Origin of the sequence: Lysobacter sp. Root983, assembly GCF_001429345.1 — a bacterium.
In the GTDB taxonomy this organism is placed as follows: Bacteria; Pseudomonadota; Gammaproteobacteria; order Xanthomonadales; family Xanthomonadaceae; genus Lysobacter.
The window spans coordinates 232,168-255,483 of sequence record NZ_LMJO01000001.1 but is presented as its reverse complement, the minus strand read 5'-3'; the positions used below and the strand labels follow the sequence as shown (position 1 = coordinate 255,483).

Below are 23,316 nucleotides of genomic sequence, written 5' to 3'. Positions count from 1 at the left end.
TGCCGACGGATTAACCCCGTTAGAGGCAGAATGCGCTCAGCCACGTTCCCTATCCCCGCCGGATCCCGCATGTCGACACCGTCCCCCGCACCGTCCCGTCCCAGCCTCGATCTGGCTGCCTGGCGCCCCTCGCGCAAGGCCCTGTGGTGGGTACTGGGCGCGTTCGCGCTCGGTCTGATCCTGTTCGCCCTGGTCTGGTCGCGCAGCGGCGAGTACGACTTCTATCGCGCCGACGGGGTCGCCCCGCCGACCGCGGCCGGCCCCAACTACGCGCCCTTGCCAGCGCCGATGTCGGGCAACGAGGGCAGCGGCGTCGGTCCCGCGCCGCAGTCCGCGCCGCCCCGCGGCAGCGATCAACCGCGCCTGGTCGAGACCGCGCCTCCGCCGCCGGCCGATGCCGCGATCCCCGCGAGCCCGCAGACCCCGGCGCCGGCCGCGGTGGCCAGTTCCGACCCCAAGCCGATCCCGGGCCAGAATCCCGCGCCGCGCTACCCGCCCCAGGCCCTGCGCCGCGGCGAAAGCGGCACCGTCACGGTACGCGTGCAGATCGGCGCCGACGGTGTGCCGACCGACGTCAGCGTGGGCACCACCAGCGGCTCGCGCATGCTCGATCGCGCCGCCCAGGATGCGGTCCGGCGCTGGCGTTTCCGCCCCGCCCTGGCCAACGGCCAGCCGGTCAGCGGCACCGTGATGGTCCCGATCACATTCGATGCCAGTCGCTGAACGCGTAACGCCCTGACCCCCTCCGCCTCACTCGCCGCTAACACCGGCGTGGGGAAAGTCGGATCGCCACCCGGAACACCGGGGACGACCCGAGGAGGGACACATGACGGACAACACGCTGGAACATCGCGACACTCAACCGCAAGCCACCGCGGACGCCGCCGAGCCTGCGCGCAACCGTACCGGCCTCTGGCTGCTGGTGCTGCTGGCCGCGATCCTGCTGATCTGGTACCTGTTGAGCCAACGTGCGCCGCTACCGGTGCCGATGCCGCCGGATGCCTCGATCGCGCCGGTTCCGACCGACACCGCGCCCGCGACCACGCCCGAAGGCGAGGCGCGCAAGCCGGTCGCGAGCGCGGCCAAGCCCAAGCCGACCAAGCCGGCGATCGCGGCCCCGCGTGAGACCGCGCCGGAACGCATCGCCAGCCGCAGTCCCGAACCCGAGTACCCCGCCACCGCGCTGCGTCGCGGCGAGGGCGGCGACGTGCTGCTGCGGGTGAACGTGGGCGCCGACGGCGTGCCGGGCGAGATCGACTTCGTCCGCCGCAGCAGCTCGCGCGAGCTCGACCGCGCCGCCCAGGACGCGGTGCGCCGCTGGCGCTTCGAACCGGCCACGCGCAACGGCAAGGCCGTGCCGGCGGTCGTGGAAGTGCCGATCGAGTTCAAGCCGCAGGCCTGAGCGCGATCCAGACCCAACGGTCCTGAGCCGTAGGACCGCGCAATCGGGGGAGAGCGGGCTCCGGCCGCCACGACGGCGGCCGGAGCGATGCAAGAAGTGCGAATGCGGACGCACCCGCCGTCAACGAACCCGCTACCGACGCTCAGCCGCGAGCGCCCTGCCCGGCTTCGCTGCGCCGGCGGATCAAGCCCCAGGCCAGGCAGGCGCCGAACAGGAACTCCAGCGGCGCACGGCCGTATTCGAAACGCCACAGCAGCGAATCGAAATTGTTCGCTACCAGGACGATGCCGACGCTGCCGGTCAGCGCCCAAAACCCCGCCAACGGCATCAGGCCGCGCCGCCAGGCCAGCAAGGCCTCGCGCAGCAACAGCGCGAACGCGACCGCCAGCAGCAGCGTGCCCAGCGCGCCCAAGCCCACCAGCGCGTCCAGATAGGTGTTGTGCAGATGCATGTGGTGCTGACCGGCCATGTCGCGCCGGCTCTCGGCGATCAGCGACGGCGTGCTGCGCAGGCCCCAGCCCAACAGCGGCCGCTCCAGCCACTTCTCCATGCCCAGCTTGTACAGGGCCATGCGCACGCTCACGGCCTTGTTGTTGACCTGGGTCTGCTGGGCCGCGATCGCAGCCGGGATCGGTGCGGCGACAGGCGCCGTGGGCGTGGCGGCAGGCGGCGTCGCGACGGGCGCGGCAGGAGCCGCGGGCGCCGGCGTGGGCGCGATCGCGACGGTGCCCGCGGCCGCGGCCTGCTGGGCCTCGCTGACCACGGTCTCGGAGCCGGCGAAGCGCAGGCTGATCAGATCGCGGGCCGCGAACAGCAACAGGGCCGACACCAGCGCCGCCGCGATCGCCGGCACCAGCGCGCCGTAGCCGCCGCGGCCGCGGCGCAGGGCCCAGGCGTAGCCGAGCACCACCGGCGGCAGCACCGCCGCGAAGGCCAGCCAGGCGCCGCGCGACTGCGAGAACAGCAGCAGGCAGAAGCAGCCCACATAGGCGAGGAAGCCGATCGCCAGGGCCAGGCCGCGCCCGCGTTCGCGCCGCCGTGCCCACAGCGCCATCGACAAGCACAACGCCAGCCAGCCGCCGACCGCGGCGAGTTGGCCGCTCAGGTTTTCCGGAATCCCCAGGTCCGGGCGCAAACGCCCGTTCCACAAGGCATCGGCCTGGGTCCACGGCAGGTAGATCAGCGCCGACAACAGCAGGCCCAGGCCCATCAGCACGACCAGGCGCGGGATCGCACGCGGCATCAGCGACAGCCACCAGCCGGTCACGCAGGTGAACACGGCCAGTCGCACCAACTTGCCCGCGGTCGACAACTGCGCCGACAGCGGTATGTCCGGCATCACGCTCACCGCCGCGTAGACCGCCTGCGCCACCACGAACACGATCAGCAGCAGCAGCGCGCGCACCGCCGGCTGCGCCGCCAGTTCGCGCCAGGGGCGGCGGCCGGCGCAAACCATCAGCAGCAGGAGCACGCCCGCGCCCAACTCCGGCCGCAGATACAGGCCAACGTCGGTCAGCGAGAAGAAGGCCTGGTAGGCCAGCGCGAACAGCGCGACCCGGCGCAGCCATGGCGGCAGATCGGCGGCGGCCTCGGAGTACAGAGCCATGCCCGCGCCTTCCGCACGGGCGCGCGATGCACGGTTCATGGCGAGCGCATCCTCAGCCATGCGCGATCGCCGCCGGCATCGCAAAATCGCTCGACGTCCGCACGCGCACGCGCGTGGCTGGCGTCGTCGAGCCGCATCGGGGTTGCTGCATCGCTTGCGTCCTCTCGTAAATCGCGCCGGGCCTGGCGCGAACCACGTGATGACCGTCGCGCCGCGGGGGCGGTGGACGACGGCCGTTACCTCCTTGTTCGCACATCCGGGTGCGTACGTCGGCCGATCGAGCGCCGCCGGCGGCGCGATTCGATCGGTCGACGAAGTCTAGCGAAACCCGGCTTCGCTGCCTGTCTACAAACCAAACGCCGTACGCAGTTCGAAGCCGCAGCCGCGCGCCAGGCCGTCGAAGTTCGGAAACGACGTCGCCACATTCTCGACATCGCCGATCCGGACGTCGCCGCGCGCGCGCTGCGCCGCCACCGCGAAGCTCATCGCGATGCGATGGTCGCCGTGGCTGTCGACCGCGCCGCCCTGCAAGGCGCCGCCGTCGATGATTGCGCCGTCCGGCGTCTCTTCGATTTGTGCACCAAGAATGCGTAACCCTTGTGCCATGGTCGCGATACGGTCCGACTCTTTGACTCGCAGTTCGGCCGCGCCGGAGATCCGGCTGCGCCCTTGCGCGCAAGCCGCCGCCACGAACAGAGCCGGGAACTCGTCGATCATGTCAGGCACCAGCGCCTCGGGCACCTCGATGCCGTGCAGCGGCGCGTAGCGCACGCGCAGATCGGCGACCGCTTCGCCGCCCTCCGCGCGCGCATGCTCCTCGGCGATGTCGGCACCCATCAGGCGCAGGGCCGCGAGCAGGCCGGTGCGGCGCGGGTTCATGCCCACCGCTTCCAGCAACAGCTCCGAGCCCGGCACCACGCTGGCCGCGACCAGGAAGAACGCGGCCGAGGAGAAATCCGCGGGCACCGCGACGTGCGTCGCGCGCAGCGCGTGGCCGCCGCTGAGGCGCGCATAGCCGGGCGAGAACTCGATCGGCCAGCCGAACGCGGCCAGCATGCGCTCGGTGTAGTCGCGGGTCGGGTGCGGTTCGCGCACCACGGTCTCGCCTTGCGCGTACAGGCCGGCCAGCAGCAAGGCCGACTTCACCTGCGCGCTCGCCACCGGCAGGGTGTAGTCGATGCCCCGCAGGCCGCGTCCGCCGTGGATGCGCAGGGGCGGCAAGCCGCCGGCCTCGCTGTCGATGCGCGCGCCCATCGCCGCCAGCGGCTCGGTCACGCGCCGCATCGGCCGCTTGGACAGCGATTCGTCGCCGATCAAAACCGAATCGAAACCCTGCCCCGCCAGCACGCCCGCGAGCAAACGCATGCCGGTGCCGGCGTTGCCGCAGTCCAGCGCCTGCGCGCTCGCGCGCAGGCCGTGCAGGCCGACGCCATGGACGATGCGCTCGCTGGCGCTGGGCGTTTCGATGCGCACGCCCAGTCGCTCGAACACGCGCGCGGTGGCGCGGGTGTCCTCGCCTTCCAGGAAGCCGGTGACGCGGGTGACGCCCTCGGCCAGCGCGCCCAGCATGACCGCGCGATGCGACACCGATTTGTCGCCGGGGACGCGCAGCGTGCCGCGCAGCGGCACGCTGCGCGCCGCGATCCAGGCCTGGCCCGCGCTCATGCGCGCACCGCGTCCAGCGCGGCCAGCAAGCGGCGGTTCTCGTCGGCGTCGCCGACGGTGATACGCAGACAGTCGCCCAGGCCGTAGCCGCCCATCGGGCGCAGCACCACGCCGCGCGCGATCAGTTCGGATTCGATGCGCGCGGTATCGGCGCCGAATTCGACCAGGACGAAATTGGTCTGCGAGGGGAACACGCGCAAGCCGCGTTCGCGCAGCGCGGCGCTCAGCGCGGTGCGCTGCTCGGCGTTGCGCGCGCAGGCCGAATCCAGATAAGCCTCGTCGGCCAGCGCGGCCTCGCAGGCGGCCAGCGCGGGACCGTTGACGTTGAAGCTCTCGCGCAGGCGCTCCATCACCGCGACCAGGCCTGGCGCCGCCAGCAGATAGCCCACGCGCAGTCCGGCCAGGCCGTAGGCCTTGCTGAAGGTGCGGGTCACGATCAGGTTCGGATGCGCGCCCAGCAACTCGACCGCACTGGCGAAATCGGCGGCCTCGCCGCGGTCGACCATCTCGGCGTAGGCCTCGTCCATCACCACCAGGGTCTCGGCCGGCACCCGCGCCAGGAACGCCTGCAGCGCCGCGCGATCGAACCAGGTGCCGGTGGGATTGTTGGGGTTGGCCAGGTAGACCAGGCGCGTCCGCGGCCCGATCGCGTCGGCGATCGCGTCCAGATCGTGCCCGGCCGGCATCGCCGCCTCGCGCGGCAAGGCCTCGACGATGCGCATGTCCGCGCCGGCGGCCTGGGTGGCCAGCGCGAACACCGCGAAGCCGTAGCGCGAGAACGCCACTTCGCTGCCCGGCGCGGCGAACACCTGCGCCAGCTGCATCAGCAGTTCGTGGGAGCCGTTGCCGAGCAGGATCTGCGCGCCGCTCACGCCGTGCTTGGCGGCCAGCGCGCGCTTGAGATCGGCGCCCAGCGGATCGGGATAGCGGTGCAGCTGATCCAACTGCGCCAATGCCGCCGCGCGCGCGCGCGGCGACGGGCCGTAAGGGTTTTCGTTGGAGCCGAGCTCGACCAGCTGCGCGGCGCCGAACTTGCGCCGCAACGCGACCAGATCGTGGCCCGGGTCGTAGGCGCGCAGGCGCTGCACGCCCGCTTGCGCGCGCGCGGCGAACCAGGCCTCGTCATAGGCCGGCGTCGCCGCCGGCAAGGACGGCGCCGCGCTCACGCGATCGCGACCGGGTAGGAGCCCAGCACCTTGACTTCGTGCGCCAGCTCTTCGAGCTCCTCCAGCGCCTCGCGCATCGCCTGTTCCTGGACGTGGCCGCCGATATCGACGAAGAACGCGTACTGCCAGCGACCGGTATGGCCCGGACGCGACTCGATGCGGTTCATGCTCAGGCCGCGCTTGGCGAACGGCGACAGCACGTTGTAGAGCGCGCCGGGCTGGTCCTTGATGAAGATCAGCAGCGAGGTGCGGTCGTTGCCCGACGGCGTGAACAGCTCGCGCCCGATCACCAGGAAGCGGGTGGTGTTGTCGGGGCGGTCCTCGATCGGGCCGGCCACGTTCTTCAGGCCGTAGACGTTGCCGGCGCTGGCGCCCGCGATCGCGGCCGCGTCGTCGGCGTTGCGCGCGCGGCGCGCGGCCTCGGCGTTGCTGGCCACCGCGATCTTCTCGGCCTTGGGCAGGTACTGGCGCAGCCAGGCCTTGCATTGGGCGAAGGACTGCGGATGCGAGTAGACGCGCTCGATGTCCTCGATGCGGCCGCTGCGCGAGAGCAAGTGCTGGTGCACGCGCAACTCGACTTCGCCGGAGATCTTGAGCTTCGAGGTCAGGAACATGTCCAGGGTCGACTGGATCGTGCCCTGGGTGGAGTTTTCCACCGGCACCACGCCGAAATCGGCGTTGCCGGCCTCGACCTCCTGGAACACCTCCTCGATGCTGGACAGCGGCAGGCCGTGGATCGAGTGGCCGAAATGCTTGAACACCGCCTGCTGCGAATGCGTGCCCTCCGGGCCGAGGAAGCCGATCTTGAGCGGCTCCTGCTGGGCCAGACAGGCCGACATGATTTCGCGGAACAGCCGCACCAGCACTTCGTCGTTGAGCGGGCCGTCGTTGCGGTCGACCACGCGGCGCAGCACCTGGGCCTCGCGCTCGGGGCGGTAATAGTCCACCGCCGCGGCCAGCTTGCCCTTGGCCTTGCCGACCTGGTTGGCGAACTGGGCGCGCTCGGCGATCAGCTGCTGGATGTGCTGGTCGATGCCGTCGATGCGGGTGCGCAGGGTCGGCAGGTCAAGTGCGGGGGGCTCGGGCGTGGGCTCGGGGACGGCGGGCTTGAGCTTCGCGGCTTTGGCCGGTTTGGCGGCGGCCTTGTTCGGCTTCGGCTTCGGCGGCGCGGGCTTGGTGGGGTTCTTTGCCATGGTTGTCTCGTGGGTCCGGGGGGCTCGGCCGGAGGTGGTGCTGAGGTACGAGGATCTTTGGGGCTTACGAAAATCTACGACGCGAGCTGGAGTTCTAGGCTGCCGTCCATGGCGAGACTAGCTCGCTTGAGGACCGTCCGGCCCGGCCATCCATGGCCGTGCGTTCGCTACCGTAGTCGATGCCGATAGGGCATCGACTGAGCACGGCTGCTCACCCATGGCCGGGCGTTCGCCACCGCAACCGATGCCAATGAGGCATCGGTTAAGCGCGGTCGCTCACCCATTCCGCTGCTGGAAGTCCTGCATGAAGGTCGCCAGCGCCTGCACGCCTTCTTCCGGCATCGCGTTGTAGATCGAGGCGCGCATGCCGCCCAGGGCGCGGTGGCCCTTGAGCGAGATCAGGCCGGCGGCCTCGGCTTCCTTCAGGAACGGCTTGTCCAGCGCTTCGTCCTTGAGGAAGAACGGCACGTTCATGCGCGAGCGCGCGGCGGCCGCGACCTCGTTGCGATAGAAACCGCCGGAGTTGTCGATGGTCTGGTACAGCAGCGCCGACTTGCGCGCGTTGCGCTGGGCGAACTCGGTCACGCCGCCCTGCGCGATCATCCACTTGAACACCAGGCCGGCCAGGTACCAGTTCCAGGTCGGCGGGGTGTTGAGCATGGACTCGCCCTTGACGTGGGCGCGGTAGTCGAGGATCTCGGCGCGCGGCTGGCCGGCGCGCTCGAGCAGGTCGCGGCGCACGATCACCACGCTCACGCCGACCGGGCCCAGGTTCTTCTGCGCGCCGGCGTAGATCACGCCGAACCTGGACACGTCCAGCGGCTCGGACACGATGCTGGAGCTGAAGTCGCCGATCAGCGGCACGTCGCCGGTCTGCGGAATGTCGCGGAACTCGACGCCGTGGATGGTTTCGTTGGCGGTGTAATGGACGTAGGCGGCGTCCTTGGACAGCTGCCACTCGCCGTAGGCCGGGATGTCGCGATAGCCGCCGGCTTCGCCGTCGGCGACCACCTTGGCGTTGACGTAGGGCTTGACCTGCTTGAGCGCGGTCTTGCCCCAGTGGCCGGTCACCGCGTAGTCCACGGTCTGGCCCGGGGCGGCGAAATTCAGCGCGATCAAGGCCTGCTGGGTGGTCGCGCCGCCCTGCAGGAACAGCACCGCATAGTCCGCGGGGATCGACATCAGCGTGCGCAGGTCGGCTTCGGCCTCCTGCGCGACCTGCAGGAACTCCGGCCCGCGGTGGCTCAGCTCGACGATCGAGGCGCCGACGCCATGCCAGTCCAGCATTTCGGCCTGGGCCTGCTGGAGGACGGCTTCGGGCAAGGTCGCGGGGCCGGCACTGAAGTTGAACGCGCGGGACATCGGGTGCTCCGTGGGAGTGGGGTTGGAGCCCAAGTATGCCGCAGTGCAACACTTGCGCGCGCCTTGGTTACCCGCGCAACTTTTACCCCTCCGGCTGCCTCTATATGGCTAACCCGGCCGTATCTCCCGTACGACCCCGCGACGGTTTCCGCCGCACCCGCTTCCTGCAGGAGTCAGCTCCAATGGCATTGCGCGACGCCTTTACCCTCCCCGCCCGCGAAATCACCGACGAAACCGTCTACCGCGAGCGCCGGCGCCTGCTGGCCGCATTCGCCGCCGCGCCCGCGCTGGGCCTGGCCGGCTGCGCCGATGCCGAGCCCCCGCCCGCGCCCAAGACCGCGATCACGCCCGCGCAGGCGGCCTCGGGCTTCCGCACCGACGAAACCCTGACCCGCTACGAGGACGTCACCAGCTACAACAACTACTACGAGTTCGGCACCGGCAAGGCCGATCCCGGCAAGGCGCCCAAGACCCTGCGCACCCGGCCCTGGACGGTCGCCGTCGGCGGCGCCTGCGCCAAGCCCGGCGCCTTGGCCCTGGACGATCTGCTCAAGGGCCTGACGCCGCAGGAGCGCATCTACCGCCTGCGCTGCGTGGAAGGCTGGTCGATGGTGATCCCCTGGCTGGGGGTGCCGCTGGGCGAGGTGCTCAAGCGCTTCCAGCCGACCTCCAGGGCCAAGTACGTGGCCTTCACCACCCTGGCCGACCGCAAGCAGATGCCGGGCCTGGCCTACCCCGCGCTGGACTGGCCGTACCGCGAAGGCCTGCGCATCGACGAAGCCATGCATCCGCTGACCCTGCTGGCGACCGGCCTGTACGGCAAGCCGCTGCCGCAGCAGAACGGCGCGCCACTGCGGCTGGTGGTGCCGTGGAAGTACGGCTTCAAGAGCATCAAGTCGATCGTCGCGATCACCTTCGTCGAGAAGATGCCGTTCACCAGTTGGAACGACGCCCAGTCCAGCGAGTACGGTTTCTTCTCCAACGTGAACCCCAACGTCGATCACCCGCGCTGGACCCAGAAGAGCGAACGCCGCATCGCCGGCACCGCCAGCAAGCTGTTCGCCGAGCGCATCCCGACCCGGCCGTTCAACGGCTACGGCGACCAGGTCGCGTCGATGTACGCTGGCATGAACCTCAAGCAGTGGTTCTGAGCGCATGAACGACCGCACCCCGGCCGCCACCGCGCGGCCGGCGCCGCGCCGCGCGGCATCCAAGGCCATGATCGCGGCCAAAACCCTGGTCCACCTGCTCGCGCTGACCCCGGCGGCGATCCTGGCCTGGCAGATCCGCGAAGAGTTCCTGACCGGCAGCGGCGGCCTCGGCGCCGACCCGGTCGCCGAGATCGAACACCGCCTGGGCCTGTGGGCGCTGCGCCTGCTGTTGCTGACCCTGGCGATCACGCCGCTGCGCCAGCTCAGCGGGCAAGCGGTGCTGATCCGGTTCCGGCGCCTGCTCGGCCTGTACGCGTTCTTCTATGCCTGCCTGCATTTCGCCGCCTACCTGGTCCTGGACCTGCGCGGCTACTGGACCCAGATCTTCGAGGAAATCCTCAAGCGGCCCTACATCACCGTCGGTTTCCTGGCCTGGCTGCTGCTGGTGCCGCTGGCGCTGACCTCGACCCAGGCCGCGATGCGCAAGCTGGGCCGGCTCTGGGGCCGGCTGCATCGGCTGATCTACGCGATCGCCGTGCTGGCGGTGCTGCACTTCTGGTGGCTGGTGAAGTCCGACATCCGCGAGCCGCTGCTGTACGCGGCGATCCTGGCCGTGCTGCTGGGCTGGCGGGTGTGGAAGAAGCTGCGCGCGCTCAGCTCGCGCCGTACAGCAGCAGCAGGCTGAGCGCGGCGGCCAGCAACGCGGCCGCCAACAACAGCCACGGCATGCGCCGCACCGACGACGGCAGGGCCGCGGCCGGGCGCGTGCGCTCTTCAGCCTCGAATTCGACCGGATGCGGGGTATGCGGCGGCTCGCCGCCTCCGCCGCGGCTGGGCGCTTCGATCACGAAGCGGTGCTGCGATTCCAGCACCAGTTGATCGCCAGGCCGCAGCAGCGCATTGCGTACCGAGCGGCCGTTAACCAGGCTGCCTTCGACCGAACCCATATCGCGCAGGACCACGCCGTCGGCGTGCGCTTCCAGGCGCGCGTGGCGCTCGGCGAAGGAGGCGTCGTCGATGCGGATATCGCACTCGCTGGCGCGGCCGATGGTGCGCGGCTTGTCCAAGGGATAGCAGCGGCCGTGATGCGGACCGGCGATGCCGCGGATCACCAGACGGCTCTCCGGGGCCTCGCCAAAACCGTAGTCGGCCGGGGCCGGCAAGGGCTCGCCGGCGAGCAACAGCAGTTCGACGCCGTCCAGGAAGATCGTGTCGCCCGCGCGCAGCATCGCCATGCGCCGCACCGGGCGGCCGTTGACGTGCAGGCCACGCACGCCTTCGCGCACCTGCAGCCACACGCCGCGACGGTCCACGCACACCTGTGCGACCGCGTCCGCGCCGTCGCGGACCAGGGCAGTGCGACCGTCGGCGTCGCGGCCGATCGCATGCACGCCCGGGCTCAGGGCCAGGTCGGCATGTTCGCGGTTGGGGTATCGCAGTCTTAGGCTTTCCACGCAGCGGAAATCTAGCATGCTGCGCGGCAATCACGCACACCGCATCGACGGCCGCTGTCGGCGCACTCTTGGATGCGGCGCGTCACGCCCGCACAATAGGCGGACCCTGGGAGGGAACCGTTTATGTCGAGCATCGATATCCGCCACGATCATTCGCTGACGCCGTCCAAGGCCCGCAAAGCCGTCGAAGAGGTGGCGGAAAAGCTGGCCGAGCGCTTCGGCATCGAGTACGACTGGGCCGGCGACACCCTCAACTTCGCCCGCAGCGGCGTCGACGGCAAGATCGCGCTGGGCCCCAAGCAGCTGCGCGTAACCGCGAGCCTGGGCTTCCTGCTGGGCGCGCTCAAAGGCCCGATCGAAAGCGAAATCCGGCGGGTGCTGGACGAGCGCTTCAAATAAGACGAGTGCGGCGGCGCTAGCGCCGCTGCGCGGCTTCGACTCGGGGGATCGTCCTCGAGTTGCGTTGCGTGATTCGGGCGGCGCAGGTCTGGCGCTCTTGGTCTGACCTAGTCGCCAAGCACGACGTCGTCATCTCGCGCAGTCATACGAGTCGCACGCAGTCACGCGCAGTCCCGCGCGGCCACAGCCACCCGCGCGCGCCCCGAAGTGACCTCGCGGTCGTCCTGAGCGGGCTCGCCCCCAACCGACAGATCCAGCAAGCCCGCCCTACTCCAACCCCGGAAACGGGTCCGGATCGCCCTCGAACAGGCGCTGCGCGACCTCGCGTTCGTCCTCTTCGATCTCGGCGATGAACTCGCGCACGTCGCCCAACTGGCCGAAGGCCGCGAAGCCGCGTTCGAGAAAGCCCTGCAACTCCGCCACGCCGGCCGCCTTGGCCGGTCCGCGCGAGAGTTTCAGCAAGGTCGCCACGCCCGGCATCCGCACCGCCCGTCCCAGGCCCAGGCCGACGCGTCCGATCAGGTCGATCTGGTGCCCGCGCAGGCGCGGCAGGCCGCAGTCGCGGTAGGCCATCGCGTACAGGGCCGCGTCCAGGCGCCGGCGCCGCGGCGCCAGGGTCTGCAGGCGCTGGGCCATGCGCAGGTCGAAAGCGTGGGTGAGCAGCCCCAGCTCGATCGCGTCGGCGACCGTGCTCAACAGCGCCGAGGGCAACAGCCGCTGCATCATCGGCAGCACCCGCGCGATGTCGGCGTCGCGGCGGCTGAAGTCGTGGTCGTTGTAGACGTCGCTGAGGAAGAACTGCGCCGCCGGGCGCCGTCGCGGGTCGCGCAGGAAGCGGTCGAAGCTGGCCTCCAGGCGCCAGGCCTGCCACGCACGTACCTCGGGCAACCAGCGCAAGCCGTTGCGCGACTCCTGTCGTGGGTCGTGCAGGGCCTGATGGCGCGCCAGCAGGTCGCTCAGGCGGGCGGAAAGGTCGGTCGTCCTGGACATCGAGCGCATGATCGCGGCCGCGGCCGGCTGCCGCAACCGCCCTTGGCTACGACCAAAGTCGCGGCGTCTGGCATGCCCGCCGCGGTCGGCTACACTCGCGGGATACTCCTCCGCACGGTCGCCGCTCACCTCATGCTGTCACTCCATTCCGCCCAGCAACGGGCGCGTAGCACCGGCGCGCCGGCCAAGATCGGCCTGGCCATTGCCGGCGGCGGTCCGATCGGCGGCATGTACGAACTGGGGGCGCTGCGCGCGTTGGACGAAGCCCTGGAGGGCCTCGACCTGACCCGCCTGGATTGCTACGTCGGCGTCAGCAGCGGCGCCTTCCTGGCCGCGGGCCTGGCCAACCGCATGGACACCGCCGAGATGTGCCGGATCTTCATCACCGGCGACAGCGACGACGTCCAGTTCCGGCCCGAGACCTTCATGCGGCCGGCCTTCTTCGAATACATGAAGCGCGCCGCGAGCTTCCCGCGCCTGGCCACGCAGTGGTGGCGCGAGCTGCTGTTCTCGCCGCGCGAGGCGCGCTGGTCGGACCTGATCACCCGCTTCGGCGGCCTGATCCCGAACGGCCTGTTCGACAACGGCGAGGTCGAGCGCTTCCTGCGCGAGGTCTTCACCCGGCGCGGCCGCAGCAACGATTTCCGCGAACTCGACGCGCGCCTGTACGTGGTCGCGGTCGACATCGACAGCGGCGACGCGGTGCGCTTCGGCGGCGACGACTGGAACGACGTCCCGATCTCCAAGGCGGTCCAGGCCAGCGCCGCCCTGCCCGGCCTGTACCCGCCGGTGAATATCCGCGGACGCCATTTCGTCGACGGCGCGCTGCGCCGGACCATGCATGCCTCGCTGGTGCTGGAACAGGGCATCGACCTGCTGATCGGCATCAATCCGCTGGTGCCGTTCAACCACAACCACGGCGGCGCGCCGGTGACCGAGGACAACAGCCTGGCCGCGGGCGGCCTGCCGGCGGTGCTGTCGCAGACCTTCCGCACTCTGCTGCAATCGCGCATGCAGGTCGGCCTGGCGCGCTACGCCCAGCAGTACCCCAACATCGACCAGTTGGTGTTCGAACCCAATGCCGAGGACGGCGAGCTGTTCTTCACCAACGCCTTCAGTTTCTCGGCGCGGCGGCGGATCTGCGAGATCGCCTACCGCAACACCCTGGCCGACCTGCGCCAGCGCGCCGATGCCCTGCGGCCGGTGCTGGCCGCGCACGGCATCCGCCTGCGCGAGGAGGTCCTGGCCGATCCACAGCGCTCGGTCCTGGACGGCATCGCGCCGCCCTCGCGCGACACCGAAACCACCGCACGCCTGCGCCGGGCGCTGGACGATGTCGACCATTTGGTGACGAGCCGTCGCAAGCGCGCCAGGGCCAAGTAGCCGTAGGGTGCGGTGATAACCGCACCGGCACGGAGGTTCGGCACGGCGCAACGATGCGGTTCGCCTTGGGCTCACCGCATCCTGCGGGCTGGCAGCGTCGGGCTTCGCTGATTTTCGTCGGCCTTGGCCGCGCGTCCCGTCCAATGGTGTGAAAACTCTAGACAGCGCGCCCATCGTGCAGTGACATCGAATTCACGCCCGCTTGGAGGGCACATGGCCAAGTTCAAGAAGAACGCTAAGAAAACGACGGCCGGCAAGGCCAGCAGCAGCGCCCAGGAGCAGGCCGAGCGCCTGTCCAAGACCCTGAGCGAATCCGCACAGCAGATCTGGCTGGCCGGCGTCGGCGCGTTCGGTCGCGCCCAGGCCGAGGGCACCAAGCTGTTCGAAGGCCTGGTCAAGGAAGGCCTGAACCTGGAGCAGACCGCGCGCAAGTTCACCGGCGGTCAGGCCGACGCCCTGCGCGACGTCGTCGAGTCCAAGGTCGGTCACGCGCGCGAGCGCGCCGCCGACACCTGGGACCGCCTGGAGAAGGTGTTCGAAGAGCGCGTGCAGCGCGCCCTGGTCAAGCTGGGCGTACCGGGCCGCGACGACCTCGCCGGCCTCAGCCAGCGCGTCGACACCCTGACCGCCGAACTGCGCCGCCAGGGCGGCAAGCCCGCCGCCAAGCGCGCCGCCGCCAAGCCGGCCCCGGCGAAGAAAGCCAGCGCTGCCAAGAAGGCGCCGGCCAAGAAGCCGGCCGCCAAGAAGGCCGCGAGCAAGGCGCCGCGCAAGTCGATCGCCAAGCCCAAGCCGCCGATCGCTCCCTGATCCACCCAGCCGGGCGGTCCGCCGCCCGGCCGCAGCGCTTCAACGCTCCAACTCGCGCGCCTGAACGCCGGCCGCGCGACCCGCTAAGCCCGCCAGTCCGTCGCTCCGTATGCTCCCCTCCCCTTACGGTTTCGGACTGGCGGGCTTTCTTTGTCCGCCACCCGCGGGCGCCCGCGTTTCTGTGGAAACCGGCGCCGATCTGTGTTCGCGGTGTGGCCGCTCGCGCATAGCGTGAGCCACGGCCGCAGCTGAAGGTGCCGAGTGGCGTATATTTTGCGCCCCACATTCGGCCTGAGGCCTGCATGTCCAATGCTGTTTCGCTGCTGACCGCGCTCCTGACCGCCGTGCTGGCCGGCGGCGCGATCACGGCCTATCTGTGGTTGTACCGCCGTCGCCGCGCCGAGACCAAGGCCGGCATCGACGCCCTGGCGACCATGCGCTGGCGCGAATTCTCGCGCCTGGTGGTGGAAGCCCTGCAGCCGCGCGGCTTCGAACCCGAATCGGTCGAGCAGACCCTGGAACGCGGCACCCAATCCGAGGAGCTGCGCCTACAGCGCGACGGCCGCCCCTGGCTGCTGGCCTGCAAGCAGGGCCATGCCGACTACCAGGTCAGCGCCGCGGTGGTGGCCGAGTTCGCCAACGCGGTGCGCTTCGCCGGCGCCAGCGGCGGCGTGCTGGCCACGCCCGGCCGGATCGCCGACGTCGAAGTGCGCGGGACCGAACTGGAACGCTACGACGGCCCCGCGCTGTGGGCGCTGGTGCGCCCGCTGCTGCCGGAGTCGCTGCGCAACGACCTGACCGCGAGCACGCGCAAGCGGGTGATGCGCGAGACCCTGTTCGGCTGGGCCGCGGCGATCGTGCTGGGCGCGCTGGCGAGCCTGCTGCTGCCGGATCCGCCGCGCAACCTCGACGCCGCGCCGGTGGCGCCCATCGCCGCCGCCCCGGCCGCCGCCGCGCCGCCGGCCGCCACGGCCGAACCGGTGCTGACCGCGCCCGCGCCGGCCGACCCGAATCGCGAGCAATACGAACGCGCCGAAGTGATGCGCATGGTCTCGTCGCTGCCGAACGTGGAGCGCGCGTTGTGGTCGACCTCGTCGACGCTGCTGGTGTACCAGCTGCGCGAGGACGACCAGACCGACGCCAAGGAGATCTGCACCATCCTGGAGCGCTACGCCTTCCTGCGCTCCTCGCGCCTGCAACTGCAGCCGCCGCCGGGCAGCGACAAGCGGGTGCGTTTCCTGCAGTGCAAGACTTACTGAGCGCGTTCGTCTGTTGGAAGTTGTCGCCTCCGACGATCCTCCCCGTCTGAGGCTCTTCCCCGCTGATGCTCCTCCCCGCTGATGCTCTTCCCCCCTTTGAAAAAGGGGGGGCCAGGGGGGATTTGCTTCTCGCTCGAAAAGCACAAGGCACCAGCAACAGCAAATCCCCCCTAGCCCCCCTTTTTCAAAGGGGGGAATCGCATGCGTAGGATGTGGTGAGCCGAAGGCGAACCGCATCGCAACCGCCAAAGCAACAGCAACAGCAGATTCCCCTAGCCCCCCTTTTTCAAAGGGGGGAATCGCGTAGGTAGGATGTGGTGAGCCGAAGGCGAACCGCATCGCCACCGCCCAGCGCTCTGCCCCTACCCCGGACAAAGAATCGGCCGCGCAAGGCGGCCGATTCCATACCCGCGATTCGCGCTGCGCCTACCAGTGCACGCCGCGCATCAAGGCCGCAAACGCGATCTGCTCGTTGCTCGCGTGCTCGTCCTTCAGGCCCTTGCGATCGCCCTTGGCCGCGGCCGAGTCCGGGAACAGTTCGAAGGCGGTGCTCATCACCACCTCGTAGGCCTTGGGCGCCAGCGCGTTGACCACCGAGGCGAAGATGCCCAGACGGGTCGCGATGCGGCTGGGCTTCTCGATGATGCCCTTCACCACCAGATCGGCGGCCTCGTCCGGGCTCAGGGTCGGGATGCTGTCGTACATCTTGGTCGGCGCAATCATCGGCGTCTTCACCAGCGGCATGTTGATGGTGGTGAAGCTGATGCCCTTGCCCGACAATTCGCCCTGGGCGCAGCGGCTGAACGCGTCCAGCGCCGCCTTGCTGGCCACATAGGCCGAGAAACGCGGCGAATTGGCCAGCACGCCGATCGAGGAGATGTTGATGATGTGGCCCTTGCGGCGCTCGGTCATCTTCGGCATGAAGCCCATGATCAGGCGCAGGCTGCCGAAGTAGTTGAGCTGCATGGTGCGCTCGAAATCGTGGAAGCGGTCGTAGCTGAGCTCGATCGAGCGCCGGATCGAACGGCCGGCGTTGTTGACCAGGATGTCGACGTGGCCGTGTTCGGTCAGGATCTGCTTGACCAAGCGGTCGCAGTCGGCCATGTCGGCCAGGTCCGCGGTGTAGGCGAAGACCTTGCCGCCGGCCGTTTTCATCGCGTCGCGGGCCTTGAACAGTTCCTCCTCGCCGCGCGCCACGATCACCGTGATCGCGCCGGCCGCGGCGACCTTCTCCGCGGTCGCCAGGCCGATGCCCGAGGAACCGCCGGTGATCACCACCACCTTGTTGCGGACCTTGCCCTTGAGGGTGCGGTCGATGAACAGATCCGGGTCCAGGTGGCGTTCCCAGTAGTCCCACAGGCGCCAGGCGTAGCCGTCCAGGTGCGGCACCTTGATCCCGCTGCCGCGCAGCGCGCGCTCGGTTTCGCGGTTGTCGAAGCGGGTCGGATAGGTGATGAACTTCATCACCTCCTTGGGAATCTTGAAGTCGCGCAGCAGCATGCCGATGAAGCGCTTGACCGGCGGCAGGTTGCCGACCGCGCCGCGGATGCCCGAGGGCACGAAGGCGAACATGCGCGCGTCGATGCGCATGGTCATCTCCGGCGCGTGGCCGGCGCGGGCGAAGGTGTTGAGCACCTCGCCGACGCGCTGCGGCTCCGGATCGGTCAGGTGGAAGCAATGCCCGTCCAGCTTGGGCTTGTGCGCGATGTGATCCATCGCGTCGACCACGTAATCGACCGGGATGATGTTGATGCGTCCGCCCTCGATGCCCAGGGTCGGCATCCACGGCGGCAGCATCTCGCGCAGCTTCTTGAGGAAGGTGAAGAAGTAGTAGGGGCCGTCGATCTTGTCCATCTCGCCGGTCTGCGAGTGGCCGACCACCATGCCGGGCCGGTAGATGCGCCATTTGACGCGCTTCTCGGCGCGCACCAGGCCCTCGGAATCGTGCTTGGTGCGCAGGTAGGGATCGTCCAGGCCCTCGGCCTCGTCGAACATGTCCTCGCGGAACACGCCCTGGTACATGCCGGCGGCGGCGATCGAACTGGTGTGGTGGAAGCAGCCGGCGCCGATCGCCGCGGCCAGGTCCAGCGCGTGCTGGGTGCCGTCGATGTTGGCCGCGCGCTGCGCCTCGGCGCTGGCGGTGAGGTCGTAGATGGCCGCCAGATGGAAGAAATGCTTGATCTTGCCGTTGAGCGCGCGCAGTTGCGCCGCGCTGAGCCCGCACTTGGCCGCGGTCATGTCGCCGTAAACGGGGATCACCCGCTTCAGGTCCCAGCCCATCTTCTTGGCCGTGGCGTCGAACTTCTTTTGCGAATCCTTGCGCACCAGCACATGGATCGTGCCCTTACGCTTGAGCAGGTTGCTGACCAGGAACCGGCCGATGAACCCGGTCGCGCCGGTAACGAAATAACTCATGCCCCTCTCCTTGACCCCAAGTCGGCCGCGCGGCGGCGGTACACGCCTAACTTGCCAGAGCCCGGGCGCGCGGACAATTCCCTTCCGTATTGACCACCCCGCCGGTGCGTGCGGTAATGCCCCATCACCTTGGTCGCCGGGAGGGGCACACCATGTCCGATCTGAAGTCCAGTTTCGAGCAAGCCGCAAAGGATGTGCAGTCGCTGTCCGAGCGCCCCGACAACGACACCCTGCTGCGCCTGTACGCGCTGTACAAGCAGGGCGCCGAGGGCGACGTCAGCGGCGCCAAGCCGGGATTCTTCGATTTCGTCGGCACCGCCAAGTACGAGGCCTGGGCCAAGCTCAAGGGCACCGGCCAGGACGAGGCGATGAAGAAGTACGTCGACCTCGTGAAGAAGCTGCGCGACTGATGCCGCGCGGGGCGCGCCGACCGACGGCGTCACGATCCAGGGCGGGTTGACCCCGTGGCCAAACAGACCCGCCAGCGCATCCTCGACGCCGCGTTGACCATGTTCAACGCCCAGGGCGAGCCCAACGTCACCACCAACCATATCGCCGACGAGCTGGAGATCAGCCCCGGCAACCTGTACTACCACTTCCGCAACAAGGACGACATCATCGAGCAGCTGTTCGCGCGCTACGAGGAGCGCATGGACGGCGCGCTCGCCGCGCCGCAGGGGCGCCTGCCCGGGCTGGAGGACATCTGGCTGCAACTGCACCTGGTGTTCGAGTGCATCTGGGACTACCGCTTCCTGTACCGCGACCTGGTCGAGATCCTCAGCCGCAACCGCCGTCTGCGCCTGCGCTTCGCGCGCATCCTCAAGCGCGCCGACGAACAGGCGCATACGGTCATGCGCGGCCTGTCCCAGGCCGGGGTGATGCGCGCCTCCAGCGACGAACTGGCCGCCACCGCCACCAACGTGCTGGTGATCGCCACCTTCTGGCTCAATTACGCCTCCGCGCGCGGCGACAAGGACGAACATGCCGCGATCCGCGACGGCATCGTCCAGGTGATGATGCTGATGGCGCCGTTCCTGCGCGACGCCGAGCGCGTCCACCTCAACTCGCTGACCCGCGCCTACCTGGACTGACCGCGAATCCGTCGTTACGGAACCAGGCGCCTGCTGTGGGAGCGGCGTAGGCCGCGATCGGCATTCCATCCGCGGCAGCGGCCGTGACCGCCGACGCCAGCCACAAAAAAGGGCGCCGATCGGCGCCCTTTCTCGTCGTTAACGCCTCGGCCTCAGGCCTTGCGCGCGGCCCGCTTGGCCGGCTTGCGCACCGCGCGCCGCGCCGGCGCCGGCTTCTTCTTGGCTTTGGCCGGCTTGCGCGCTTTGCGCTGGGTCTTGGGCTTGAGGCCCAGCTTGTCCAGCACCGGCGCCAGACGGGTCTCGACCTCGGCGCTGAACTTCACCACCCGCGGCTCGACCTGGCCACGTACGTTGTCCAGCTGCCCGCGCAGGTTCTGGCGCGTTTCGCGTACCAACTTCTGCGCCCGGCGCTGCAGTGCATCGGCGCGCTCGACCGCGCGGCCAGCGGCGTCGAAGCCGCCACGGCGTGCGATCGCGACCAGGCCGAGGCCGGCCAGCCACAGGTGGCGCAGCGTGGTTTCCTTGGGCGCGCGGGTCTTGCGTTTGACGGTTGCCATCTGAGTGCTCCGCTGACCGGCCGGAGGGCCGGTTTCTCGACCGCCACTGTGGCCAAGCGCCATGGAGCAATCACACTAGGCGCCGGCCCTTGCCAGAACACCGCCGGTGGCGGGATGCTGCGCTACCGACTTACGACAAGGACTGCAGATGGCCGCGAAATCCGCCTGGGCCGCTTTTCCGCACGATGCCAAGGGCTACGCCTACGCCGGCGACGCCCTCAAGAAAGCCTGGCCCAAGCTGCACGCCGGCGACACCGAAGCCTATCCGGACGCCAAGCGCGCAGCCGCGCTGATCGCCGCCGCCGGCAAGGCCGCGCCCAAGGGCCTGGATGCCGACGCGCTCGCGAGCGCGCTGCAGGACGCCTGGCGCGCCTTCCACCGCGGCGATTTCAAGCCCGCCTTCGACGCCGGCGAAGCGCTGGGCCCGGTCGGCGCCTCGGTGGCGGTGAAGGCGCTGGGCATCCACGCGACCTATCTGGTCGACGACGAGGCCGAGAAGCTCAAGCGCTACGAGCACGCGGCCAAGCTCGCCGAGGCCGCGGTCAAGGCCCTGCCCGACGAGGCCAACAGCCACTATCGCCACGCGTTCGCGCTGGGCCGCTACAGCCAGGGCCTGAGCATCGCCAAGGCGCTCAAGGCCGGCATCGCCGGCAAGGTCCGCGCCGCGCTCGACGCCACCCTGGAACTGGCGCCCAAGCACGCCGAGGCGCATACCGCGATGGCGCTGTACCACGCCGAGATCATCGGCAAGGTCGGCGCGATGATCGGCGGCCTCACCTACGGCGCCAAGGCGGCCGAGGCCGACAAGCACATCAAGACCGCGCTCAAGCTGACTCCGGACTCGCCGATCGCCTACATCGAGCAGGGCAACGTGCTGATGCTGCTGCACGGCGACAAGCAGGAGGATGCGGCCGCCGCGGCCTACGAAAAAGCCGCCAAACTCAAGCCCATCGACGCCATGGAGGCGCTGGACGGGGCCTACGCGCGCGCGCAGCTGGAATGAGGCCACGGGGGCGGCAACGAGGAAGGCTTGCCTAGTCCGCGCCCGCCCCCTACAATCTGCGGCCCAAGTATTTGGGCGGTTAGCTCAGCGGTAGAGCACTGCTTTCACACGGCAGGGGTCACAAGTTCGAAACTTGTACCGCCCACCAGATACGGACGAAGGCCGGCGCAAGCCGGCCTTCGTCTTTTCCGCGGCTCGATTCTCCGGAGCCGGTACCGTGGGCCGTCGCCGTGCGATCGCGGCCGGCACTGCCGACGTCAGGAGCGCGCGATGCAGCCTTCGTCCCCTACCCGCCTCTATCACAACCCCGGCTGCTCGAAGTCGCGCGGCGCGCTGGAGCTGCTGCGCGAGCGCGGCATCGAGCCGCAAATCGTGGCCTATCTGGAACGCGCGCCCGACGCCGAGGAACTGCGCGGCCTGCTGGACCTGCTGGGTCTGCCCGCGCGCGCCCTGCTGCGCAGCGGCGAGGACGCCTATACCGCGCTCGGCCTGGACAACCCCAACCTCGACGACGCGGCGCTGATCGCCGCGATGGCCGCGCACCCGCAGCTGATCGAACGCCCGCTGTTCGTGCACGGCGGCCACGCGGTGATCGGGCGACCGCCGGAAAGGGTGTTGGAGCTGCTCTGACCGCTCGCCGCTTGGCCGCTTTGGATTTCTGTGGGAGCGGCGTGAGCCGCGATTGAACTCCAACGGCTGTCGGGCTCGCACTGCGGTGTGCGGGCTCGATCGCGGCTCACGCCGCTCCCACAGAAAGCGGGCTCCGCGGCAAACCGCGGACTCACATGGACTTGCTGGCCCGCAGCGACGCCACCTTGTCGGGCGCGGCGAATGAATCGCTGCGCGCGCCGGCCCAGTAGCTCTGGAACACCGCGTGCTGCGGAATGCGCCCGATCAGATCGCCGGGCGCGAGGAAGTTGTACAGCGCGCCCAGCGAACGCACCTCGGTCGCCGACACCCGGCGCACGATGTGCTCGGGCCCCAGTTGCTCCGGATGCGACAGCCCCGCCGCGCACAGCAGATCGCGCAAGGCCTTGAGCGTGTTGTCGTGGAAATGGAACACGCGCGTGGCCTTGTCCGGCACGTCCAGGCGCCGCCAGCGGCTGGGATCCTGGGTGGCGACACCGGTCGGGCAACGATCGGTGTGGCAGCTCTGGGCCTGGATGCAGCCCAGCGCGAACATGTAGCCGCGCGCCGCGTTGCACCAGTCCGCGCCCATCGCCAGGGTGCGTGCGATATCGAAGGCGCTGGTGATGCGGCCGGCCGCGCCGATGCGGATGCGATCGCGCAGCTCCAGCCCGACCAGGGTGTTGTGGACCAGCATCAGCGCCTCATGCATGGGCACGCCGACGTGATCGATGAACTCCGCCGGCGCCGCTCCGGTGCCGCCCTCGGCGCCGTCGACGACGATGAAGTCCGGCAGCAACCCGGTTTCGTGCATGGCCTTGGCGATGCCGAACCATTCCCAGGGGTGGCCGATCGCGAGCTTGAAGCCGGTCGGCTTGCCGCCCGAGGCTTCGCGCAGGCGCGCGACGAACTCGAGCAGCCCGCGCGGCGAATCGAAGGCGCTGTGCTTGGCCGGCGAAACGCAGTCCTGGCCCATCGGCACGCCGCGCGTGGCCGAGATCTCGGCGCTGACCTTGGCCGCCGGCAGCACCCCGCCGTGGCCGGGCTTGGCGCCTTGCGACAGCTTGATCTCGATCATCTTAACCTGCGGATCGGCCGCGGCCGCGGTGAAGCGCGCCAGGTCGAAACGGCCCTGCTCGTCGCGGCAGCCGAAATAGCCCGAGCCGATTTCCCAGACCAGGTCGCCGCCGTTCTCGCGGTGATACGGCGAGATCGAGCCCTCGCCGGTGTCGTGGTAGAAGCCGCCCAGCTTGGCGCCGCGATTGAGCGCGCGGATCGCGTTGGCCGACAGCGAGCCGAAGCTCATCGCCGAGATGTTGAACACGCTGGCCGAGTACGGCTGCGCGCTGGCATCGCCGATGACGATGCGGAAATCGTGTTCGACATGAGGCGTGGGCGACATCGAATGGTTGATCCATTCGTAGTCGTGGCCGTACACATCCTGCTGGGTGCCGAACGGGCGCACGTCGTTGACCGACTTGGCGCGCTGATAGACCAGGGCGCGCTGCTGGCGCGAGTACGGCACCTCGGCGGTATCGGCCTCGATGAAGTACTGGCGCATCTCCGGGCCGATCGATTCCAGGCCATAGCGGAAATGCGCGAGCACCGGATAATTGCGGCGCAGAGTGCTGCGCGTCTGCAGCAGGTCCCCGGTGCCCAGCGCGGCGATGGCGCCGAACGCGAGCGCGCCCCACCACCAATCCGGTTCCCACAGGGTCGCGATCAGCACCGATGCGAGCAGCAGGATCAGGCTGACGATGTAGACGGCATAGCGCATGGCGGGCGG

At 69.6% G+C, this 23,316-nt stretch carries 22 protein-coding genes and 1 tRNA gene; 13 read left to right on the top strand and 10 right to left on the bottom strand.

Annotation, left to right across the window (positions count from 1 at the left end; all coding sequences use genetic code 11):
* The first annotated feature begins 69 nt into the window (after positions 1–69).
* Both ASE43_RS01250 and ASE43_RS01245 read left to right on the top strand, forming a co-directional pair.
* Positions 70–723 carry an energy transducer TonB gene (locus tag ASE43_RS01250; protein ID WP_082576258.1) on the top strand — a complete coding sequence of 218 codons (654 nt, stop codon included), beginning with the start codon at positions 70–72 and terminating at the stop codon, positions 721–723.
* Positions 724–826: 103 nt separating this feature from the next.
* Positions 827–1,402, top strand: coding sequence for an energy transducer TonB (locus tag ASE43_RS01245; RefSeq protein WP_057159200.1), 576 nt, complete (start codon positions 827–829; stop codon positions 1,400–1,402).
* Between the two features lie 142 nt (positions 1,403–1,544).
* On the opposite strand, the gene ASE43_RS01240 is transcribed toward ASE43_RS01245, so the two are convergent.
* The 5 genes from ASE43_RS01240 to serC all read right to left on the bottom strand — a co-directional run bounded on the left by ASE43_RS01240 (position 1,545) and on the right by serC (position 8,394).
* Positions 1,545–3,047 (bottom strand): O-antigen ligase family protein, encoded by a 1,503-nt coding sequence (locus ASE43_RS01240; protein ID WP_057159199.1) that lies wholly within the window; start codon positions 3,045–3,047, stop codon positions 1,545–1,547.
* A 306-nt stretch (positions 3,048–3,353) separates the two neighbouring features.
* Entirely contained in the window at positions 3,354–4,673 is a 1,320-nt protein-coding gene (aroA, locus tag ASE43_RS01235; protein WP_057159198.1) for a 3-phosphoshikimate 1-carboxyvinyltransferase, read from the bottom strand.
* Positions 4,670–5,839 carry a histidinol-phosphate transaminase gene (hisC, locus tag ASE43_RS01230; protein WP_200956185.1) on the bottom strand — a complete coding sequence of 390 codons (1,170 nt, stop codon included), beginning with the start codon at positions 5,837–5,839 and terminating at the stop codon, positions 4,670–4,672. The genes aroA and hisC overlap by 4 nt, the downstream gene beginning before the upstream one ends.
* Positions 5,836–7,032 carry a prephenate dehydratase gene (gene pheA, locus ASE43_RS01225; RefSeq protein ID WP_057159197.1) on the bottom strand — a complete coding sequence of 399 codons (1,197 nt, stop codon included), beginning with the start codon at positions 7,030–7,032 and terminating at the stop codon, positions 5,836–5,838. Before pheA ends, hisC begins: the two co-directional genes overlap by 4 nt.
* Positions 7,033–7,308: 276 nt before the next feature.
* Positions 7,309–8,394: a 3-phosphoserine/phosphohydroxythreonine transaminase gene (serC, locus tag ASE43_RS01220; RefSeq protein ID WP_057159196.1), complete on the bottom strand. Its 1,086-nt coding sequence runs from the start codon at positions 8,392–8,394 to the stop codon at positions 7,309–7,311.
* A 182-nt stretch (positions 8,395–8,576) separates the two neighbouring features.
* Here serC and msrP point away from each other — a divergent pair, with 182 nt between their 5' ends.
* Entirely contained in the window at positions 8,577–9,545 is a 969-nt protein-coding gene (gene msrP / locus ASE43_RS01215; protein ID WP_057159195.1) for a protein-methionine-sulfoxide reductase catalytic subunit MsrP, read from the top strand.
* Positions 9,546–9,612: 67 nt separating this feature from the next.
* Entirely contained in the window at positions 9,613–10,230 is a 618-nt protein-coding gene (gene msrQ / locus ASE43_RS01210) for a protein-methionine-sulfoxide reductase heme-binding subunit MsrQ (protein WP_057159821.1), read from the top strand.
* Here the strand turns inward: msrQ and ASE43_RS01205 are convergent.
* The gene (locus tag ASE43_RS01205) at positions 10,199–10,999 is read right to left on the bottom strand and encodes an FHA domain-containing protein (RefSeq protein ID WP_157489261.1); all 801 of its coding nucleotides are present in this window, start codon (positions 10,997–10,999) and stop codon (positions 10,199–10,201) included. The two genes, msrQ and ASE43_RS01205, sit on opposite strands and share 32 nt — an antisense overlap.
* Before the next feature lie 123 nt (positions 11,000–11,122).
* Here ASE43_RS01205 and ASE43_RS01200 point away from each other — a divergent pair, with 123 nt between their 5' ends.
* Positions 11,123–11,398: a polyhydroxyalkanoic acid system family protein gene (locus tag ASE43_RS01200; protein ID WP_056174401.1), complete on the top strand. Its 276-nt coding sequence runs from the start codon at positions 11,123–11,125 to the stop codon at positions 11,396–11,398.
* Positions 11,399–11,665: 267 nt separating this feature from the next.
* Here the strand turns inward: ASE43_RS01200 and ASE43_RS01195 are convergent, their stop codons facing one another.
* Complete coding sequence (locus ASE43_RS01195; RefSeq protein WP_057159819.1) at positions 11,666–12,388, bottom strand: hypothetical protein; 723 nt, start codon at positions 12,386–12,388, stop codon at positions 11,666–11,668.
* A 132-nt stretch (positions 12,389–12,520) separates the two neighbouring features.
* On the opposite strand from ASE43_RS01195, the gene ASE43_RS01190 reads away from it, so the two are divergent.
* From ASE43_RS01190 to ASE43_RS01180, 3 genes are all read left to right on the top strand, one after another.
* Positions 12,521–13,771, top strand: coding sequence for a patatin-like phospholipase family protein (locus ASE43_RS01190; RefSeq protein ID WP_056174394.1), 1,251 nt, complete (start codon positions 12,521–12,523; stop codon positions 13,769–13,771).
* A 213-nt stretch (positions 13,772–13,984) separates the two neighbouring features.
* A complete protein-coding gene (locus ASE43_RS01185; protein ID WP_057159193.1) occupies positions 13,985–14,578 on the top strand; it encodes a phasin family protein in 594 nt (197 codons plus the stop codon).
* A 302-nt stretch (positions 14,579–14,880) separates the two neighbouring features.
* Complete coding sequence (locus tag ASE43_RS01180; protein WP_056174390.1) at positions 14,881–15,837, top strand: restriction endonuclease; 957 nt, start codon at positions 14,881–14,883, stop codon at positions 15,835–15,837.
* 426 nt (positions 15,838–16,263) lie between these two features.
* Here the strand turns inward: ASE43_RS01180 and ASE43_RS01175 are convergent, their stop codons facing one another.
* Positions 16,264–18,252: an SDR family oxidoreductase gene (locus ASE43_RS01175; RefSeq protein WP_057159192.1), complete on the bottom strand. Its 1,989-nt coding sequence runs from the start codon at positions 18,250–18,252 to the stop codon at positions 16,264–16,266.
* Positions 18,253–18,404: 152 nt separating this feature from the next.
* On the opposite strand from ASE43_RS01175, the gene ASE43_RS01170 reads away from it, so the two are divergent.
* Together ASE43_RS01170 and ASE43_RS01165 are read left to right on the top strand one after the other, a co-directional pair.
* Positions 18,405–18,662 (top strand): acyl-CoA-binding protein, encoded by a 258-nt coding sequence (locus ASE43_RS01170; RefSeq protein ID WP_056174386.1) that lies wholly within the window; start codon positions 18,405–18,407, stop codon positions 18,660–18,662.
* Between the two features lie 54 nt (positions 18,663–18,716).
* Positions 18,717–19,343 (top strand): TetR/AcrR family transcriptional regulator, encoded by a 627-nt coding sequence (locus ASE43_RS01165; protein ID WP_056174384.1) that lies wholly within the window; start codon positions 18,717–18,719, stop codon positions 19,341–19,343.
* Positions 19,344–19,495: 152 nt separating this feature from the next.
* Here the strand turns inward: ASE43_RS01165 and ASE43_RS01160 are convergent, their stop codons facing one another.
* Positions 19,496–19,900 (bottom strand): phasin family protein, encoded by a 405-nt coding sequence (locus ASE43_RS01160; RefSeq protein WP_056174382.1) that lies wholly within the window; start codon positions 19,898–19,900, stop codon positions 19,496–19,498.
* Positions 19,901–20,048: 148 nt separating this feature from the next.
* Here ASE43_RS01160 and ASE43_RS01155 point away from each other — a divergent pair, with 148 nt between their 5' ends.
* The 3 genes from ASE43_RS01155 (at position 20,049) to arsC (ending at position 21,533) form a co-directional block, all read left to right on the top strand.
* Entirely contained in the window at positions 20,049–20,903 is an 855-nt protein-coding gene (locus tag ASE43_RS01155) for a hypothetical protein (RefSeq protein ID WP_057159191.1), read from the top strand.
* 73 nt (positions 20,904–20,976) lie between these two features.
* A tRNA-Val gene (locus tag ASE43_RS01150) sits at positions 20,977–21,051 on the top strand.
* A gap of 122 nt (positions 21,052–21,173) precedes the next feature.
* Positions 21,174–21,533 (top strand): arsenate reductase (glutaredoxin), encoded by a 360-nt coding sequence (arsC, locus tag ASE43_RS01145; protein WP_057159190.1) that lies wholly within the window; start codon positions 21,174–21,176, stop codon positions 21,531–21,533.
* 151 nt (positions 21,534–21,684) lie between these two features.
* Here the strand turns inward: arsC and ASE43_RS01140 are convergent, their stop codons facing one another.
* Positions 21,685–23,307, bottom strand: coding sequence for an FMN-binding glutamate synthase family protein (locus ASE43_RS01140; RefSeq protein ID WP_057159189.1), 1,623 nt, complete (start codon positions 23,305–23,307; stop codon positions 21,685–21,687).
* Positions 23,308–23,316: the final 9 nt, after the last annotated feature.

Coding starts and splice junctions, on each gene's coding strand:
- ASE43_RS01250 (WP_082576258.1), top strand. CDS start 70: ATGTCGACACCGTCCCCCGCACCGTCCCGTCCCAGCCTCGATCTGGCT.
- ASE43_RS01245 (WP_057159200.1), top strand. CDS start 827: ATGACGGACAACACGCTGGAACATCGCGACACTCAACCGCAAGCCACC.
- ASE43_RS01240 (WP_057159199.1), bottom strand. CDS start 3,047: ATGAACCGTGCATCGCGCGCCCGTGCGGAAGGCGCGGGCATGGCTCTG.
- aroA (WP_057159198.1), bottom strand. CDS start 4,673: ATGAGCGCGGGCCAGGCCTGGATCGCGGCGCGCAGCGTGCCGCTGCGC.
- pheA (WP_057159197.1), bottom strand. CDS start 7,032: ATGGCAAAGAACCCCACCAAGCCCGCGCCGCCGAAGCCGAAGCCGAAC.
- serC (WP_057159196.1), bottom strand. CDS start 8,394: ATGTCCCGCGCGTTCAACTTCAGTGCCGGCCCCGCGACCTTGCCCGAA.
- msrP (WP_057159195.1), top strand. CDS start 8,577: ATGGCATTGCGCGACGCCTTTACCCTCCCCGCCCGCGAAATCACCGAC.
- msrQ (WP_057159821.1), top strand. CDS start 9,613: ATGATCGCGGCCAAAACCCTGGTCCACCTGCTCGCGCTGACCCCGGCG.
- ASE43_RS01200 (WP_056174401.1), top strand. CDS start 11,123: ATGTCGAGCATCGATATCCGCCACGATCATTCGCTGACGCCGTCCAAG.
- ASE43_RS01195 (WP_057159819.1), bottom strand. CDS start 12,388: ATGTCCAGGACGACCGACCTTTCCGCCCGCCTGAGCGACCTGCTGGCG.
- ASE43_RS01190 (WP_056174394.1), top strand. CDS start 12,521: ATGCTGTCACTCCATTCCGCCCAGCAACGGGCGCGTAGCACCGGCGCG.
- ASE43_RS01185 (WP_057159193.1), top strand. CDS start 13,985: ATGGCCAAGTTCAAGAAGAACGCTAAGAAAACGACGGCCGGCAAGGCC.
- ASE43_RS01180 (WP_056174390.1), top strand. CDS start 14,881: ATGTCCAATGCTGTTTCGCTGCTGACCGCGCTCCTGACCGCCGTGCTG.
- ASE43_RS01175 (WP_057159192.1), bottom strand. CDS start 18,252: ATGAGTTATTTCGTTACCGGCGCGACCGGGTTCATCGGCCGGTTCCTG.
- ASE43_RS01170 (WP_056174386.1), top strand. CDS start 18,405: ATGTCCGATCTGAAGTCCAGTTTCGAGCAAGCCGCAAAGGATGTGCAG.
- ASE43_RS01160 (WP_056174382.1), bottom strand. CDS start 19,900: ATGGCAACCGTCAAACGCAAGACCCGCGCGCCCAAGGAAACCACGCTG.
- ASE43_RS01155 (WP_057159191.1), top strand. CDS start 20,049: ATGGCCGCGAAATCCGCCTGGGCCGCTTTTCCGCACGATGCCAAGGGC.
- arsC (WP_057159190.1), top strand. CDS start 21,174: ATGCAGCCTTCGTCCCCTACCCGCCTCTATCACAACCCCGGCTGCTCG.
- ASE43_RS01140 (WP_057159189.1), bottom strand. CDS start 23,307: ATGCGCTATGCCGTCTACATCGTCAGCCTGATCCTGCTGCTCGCATCG.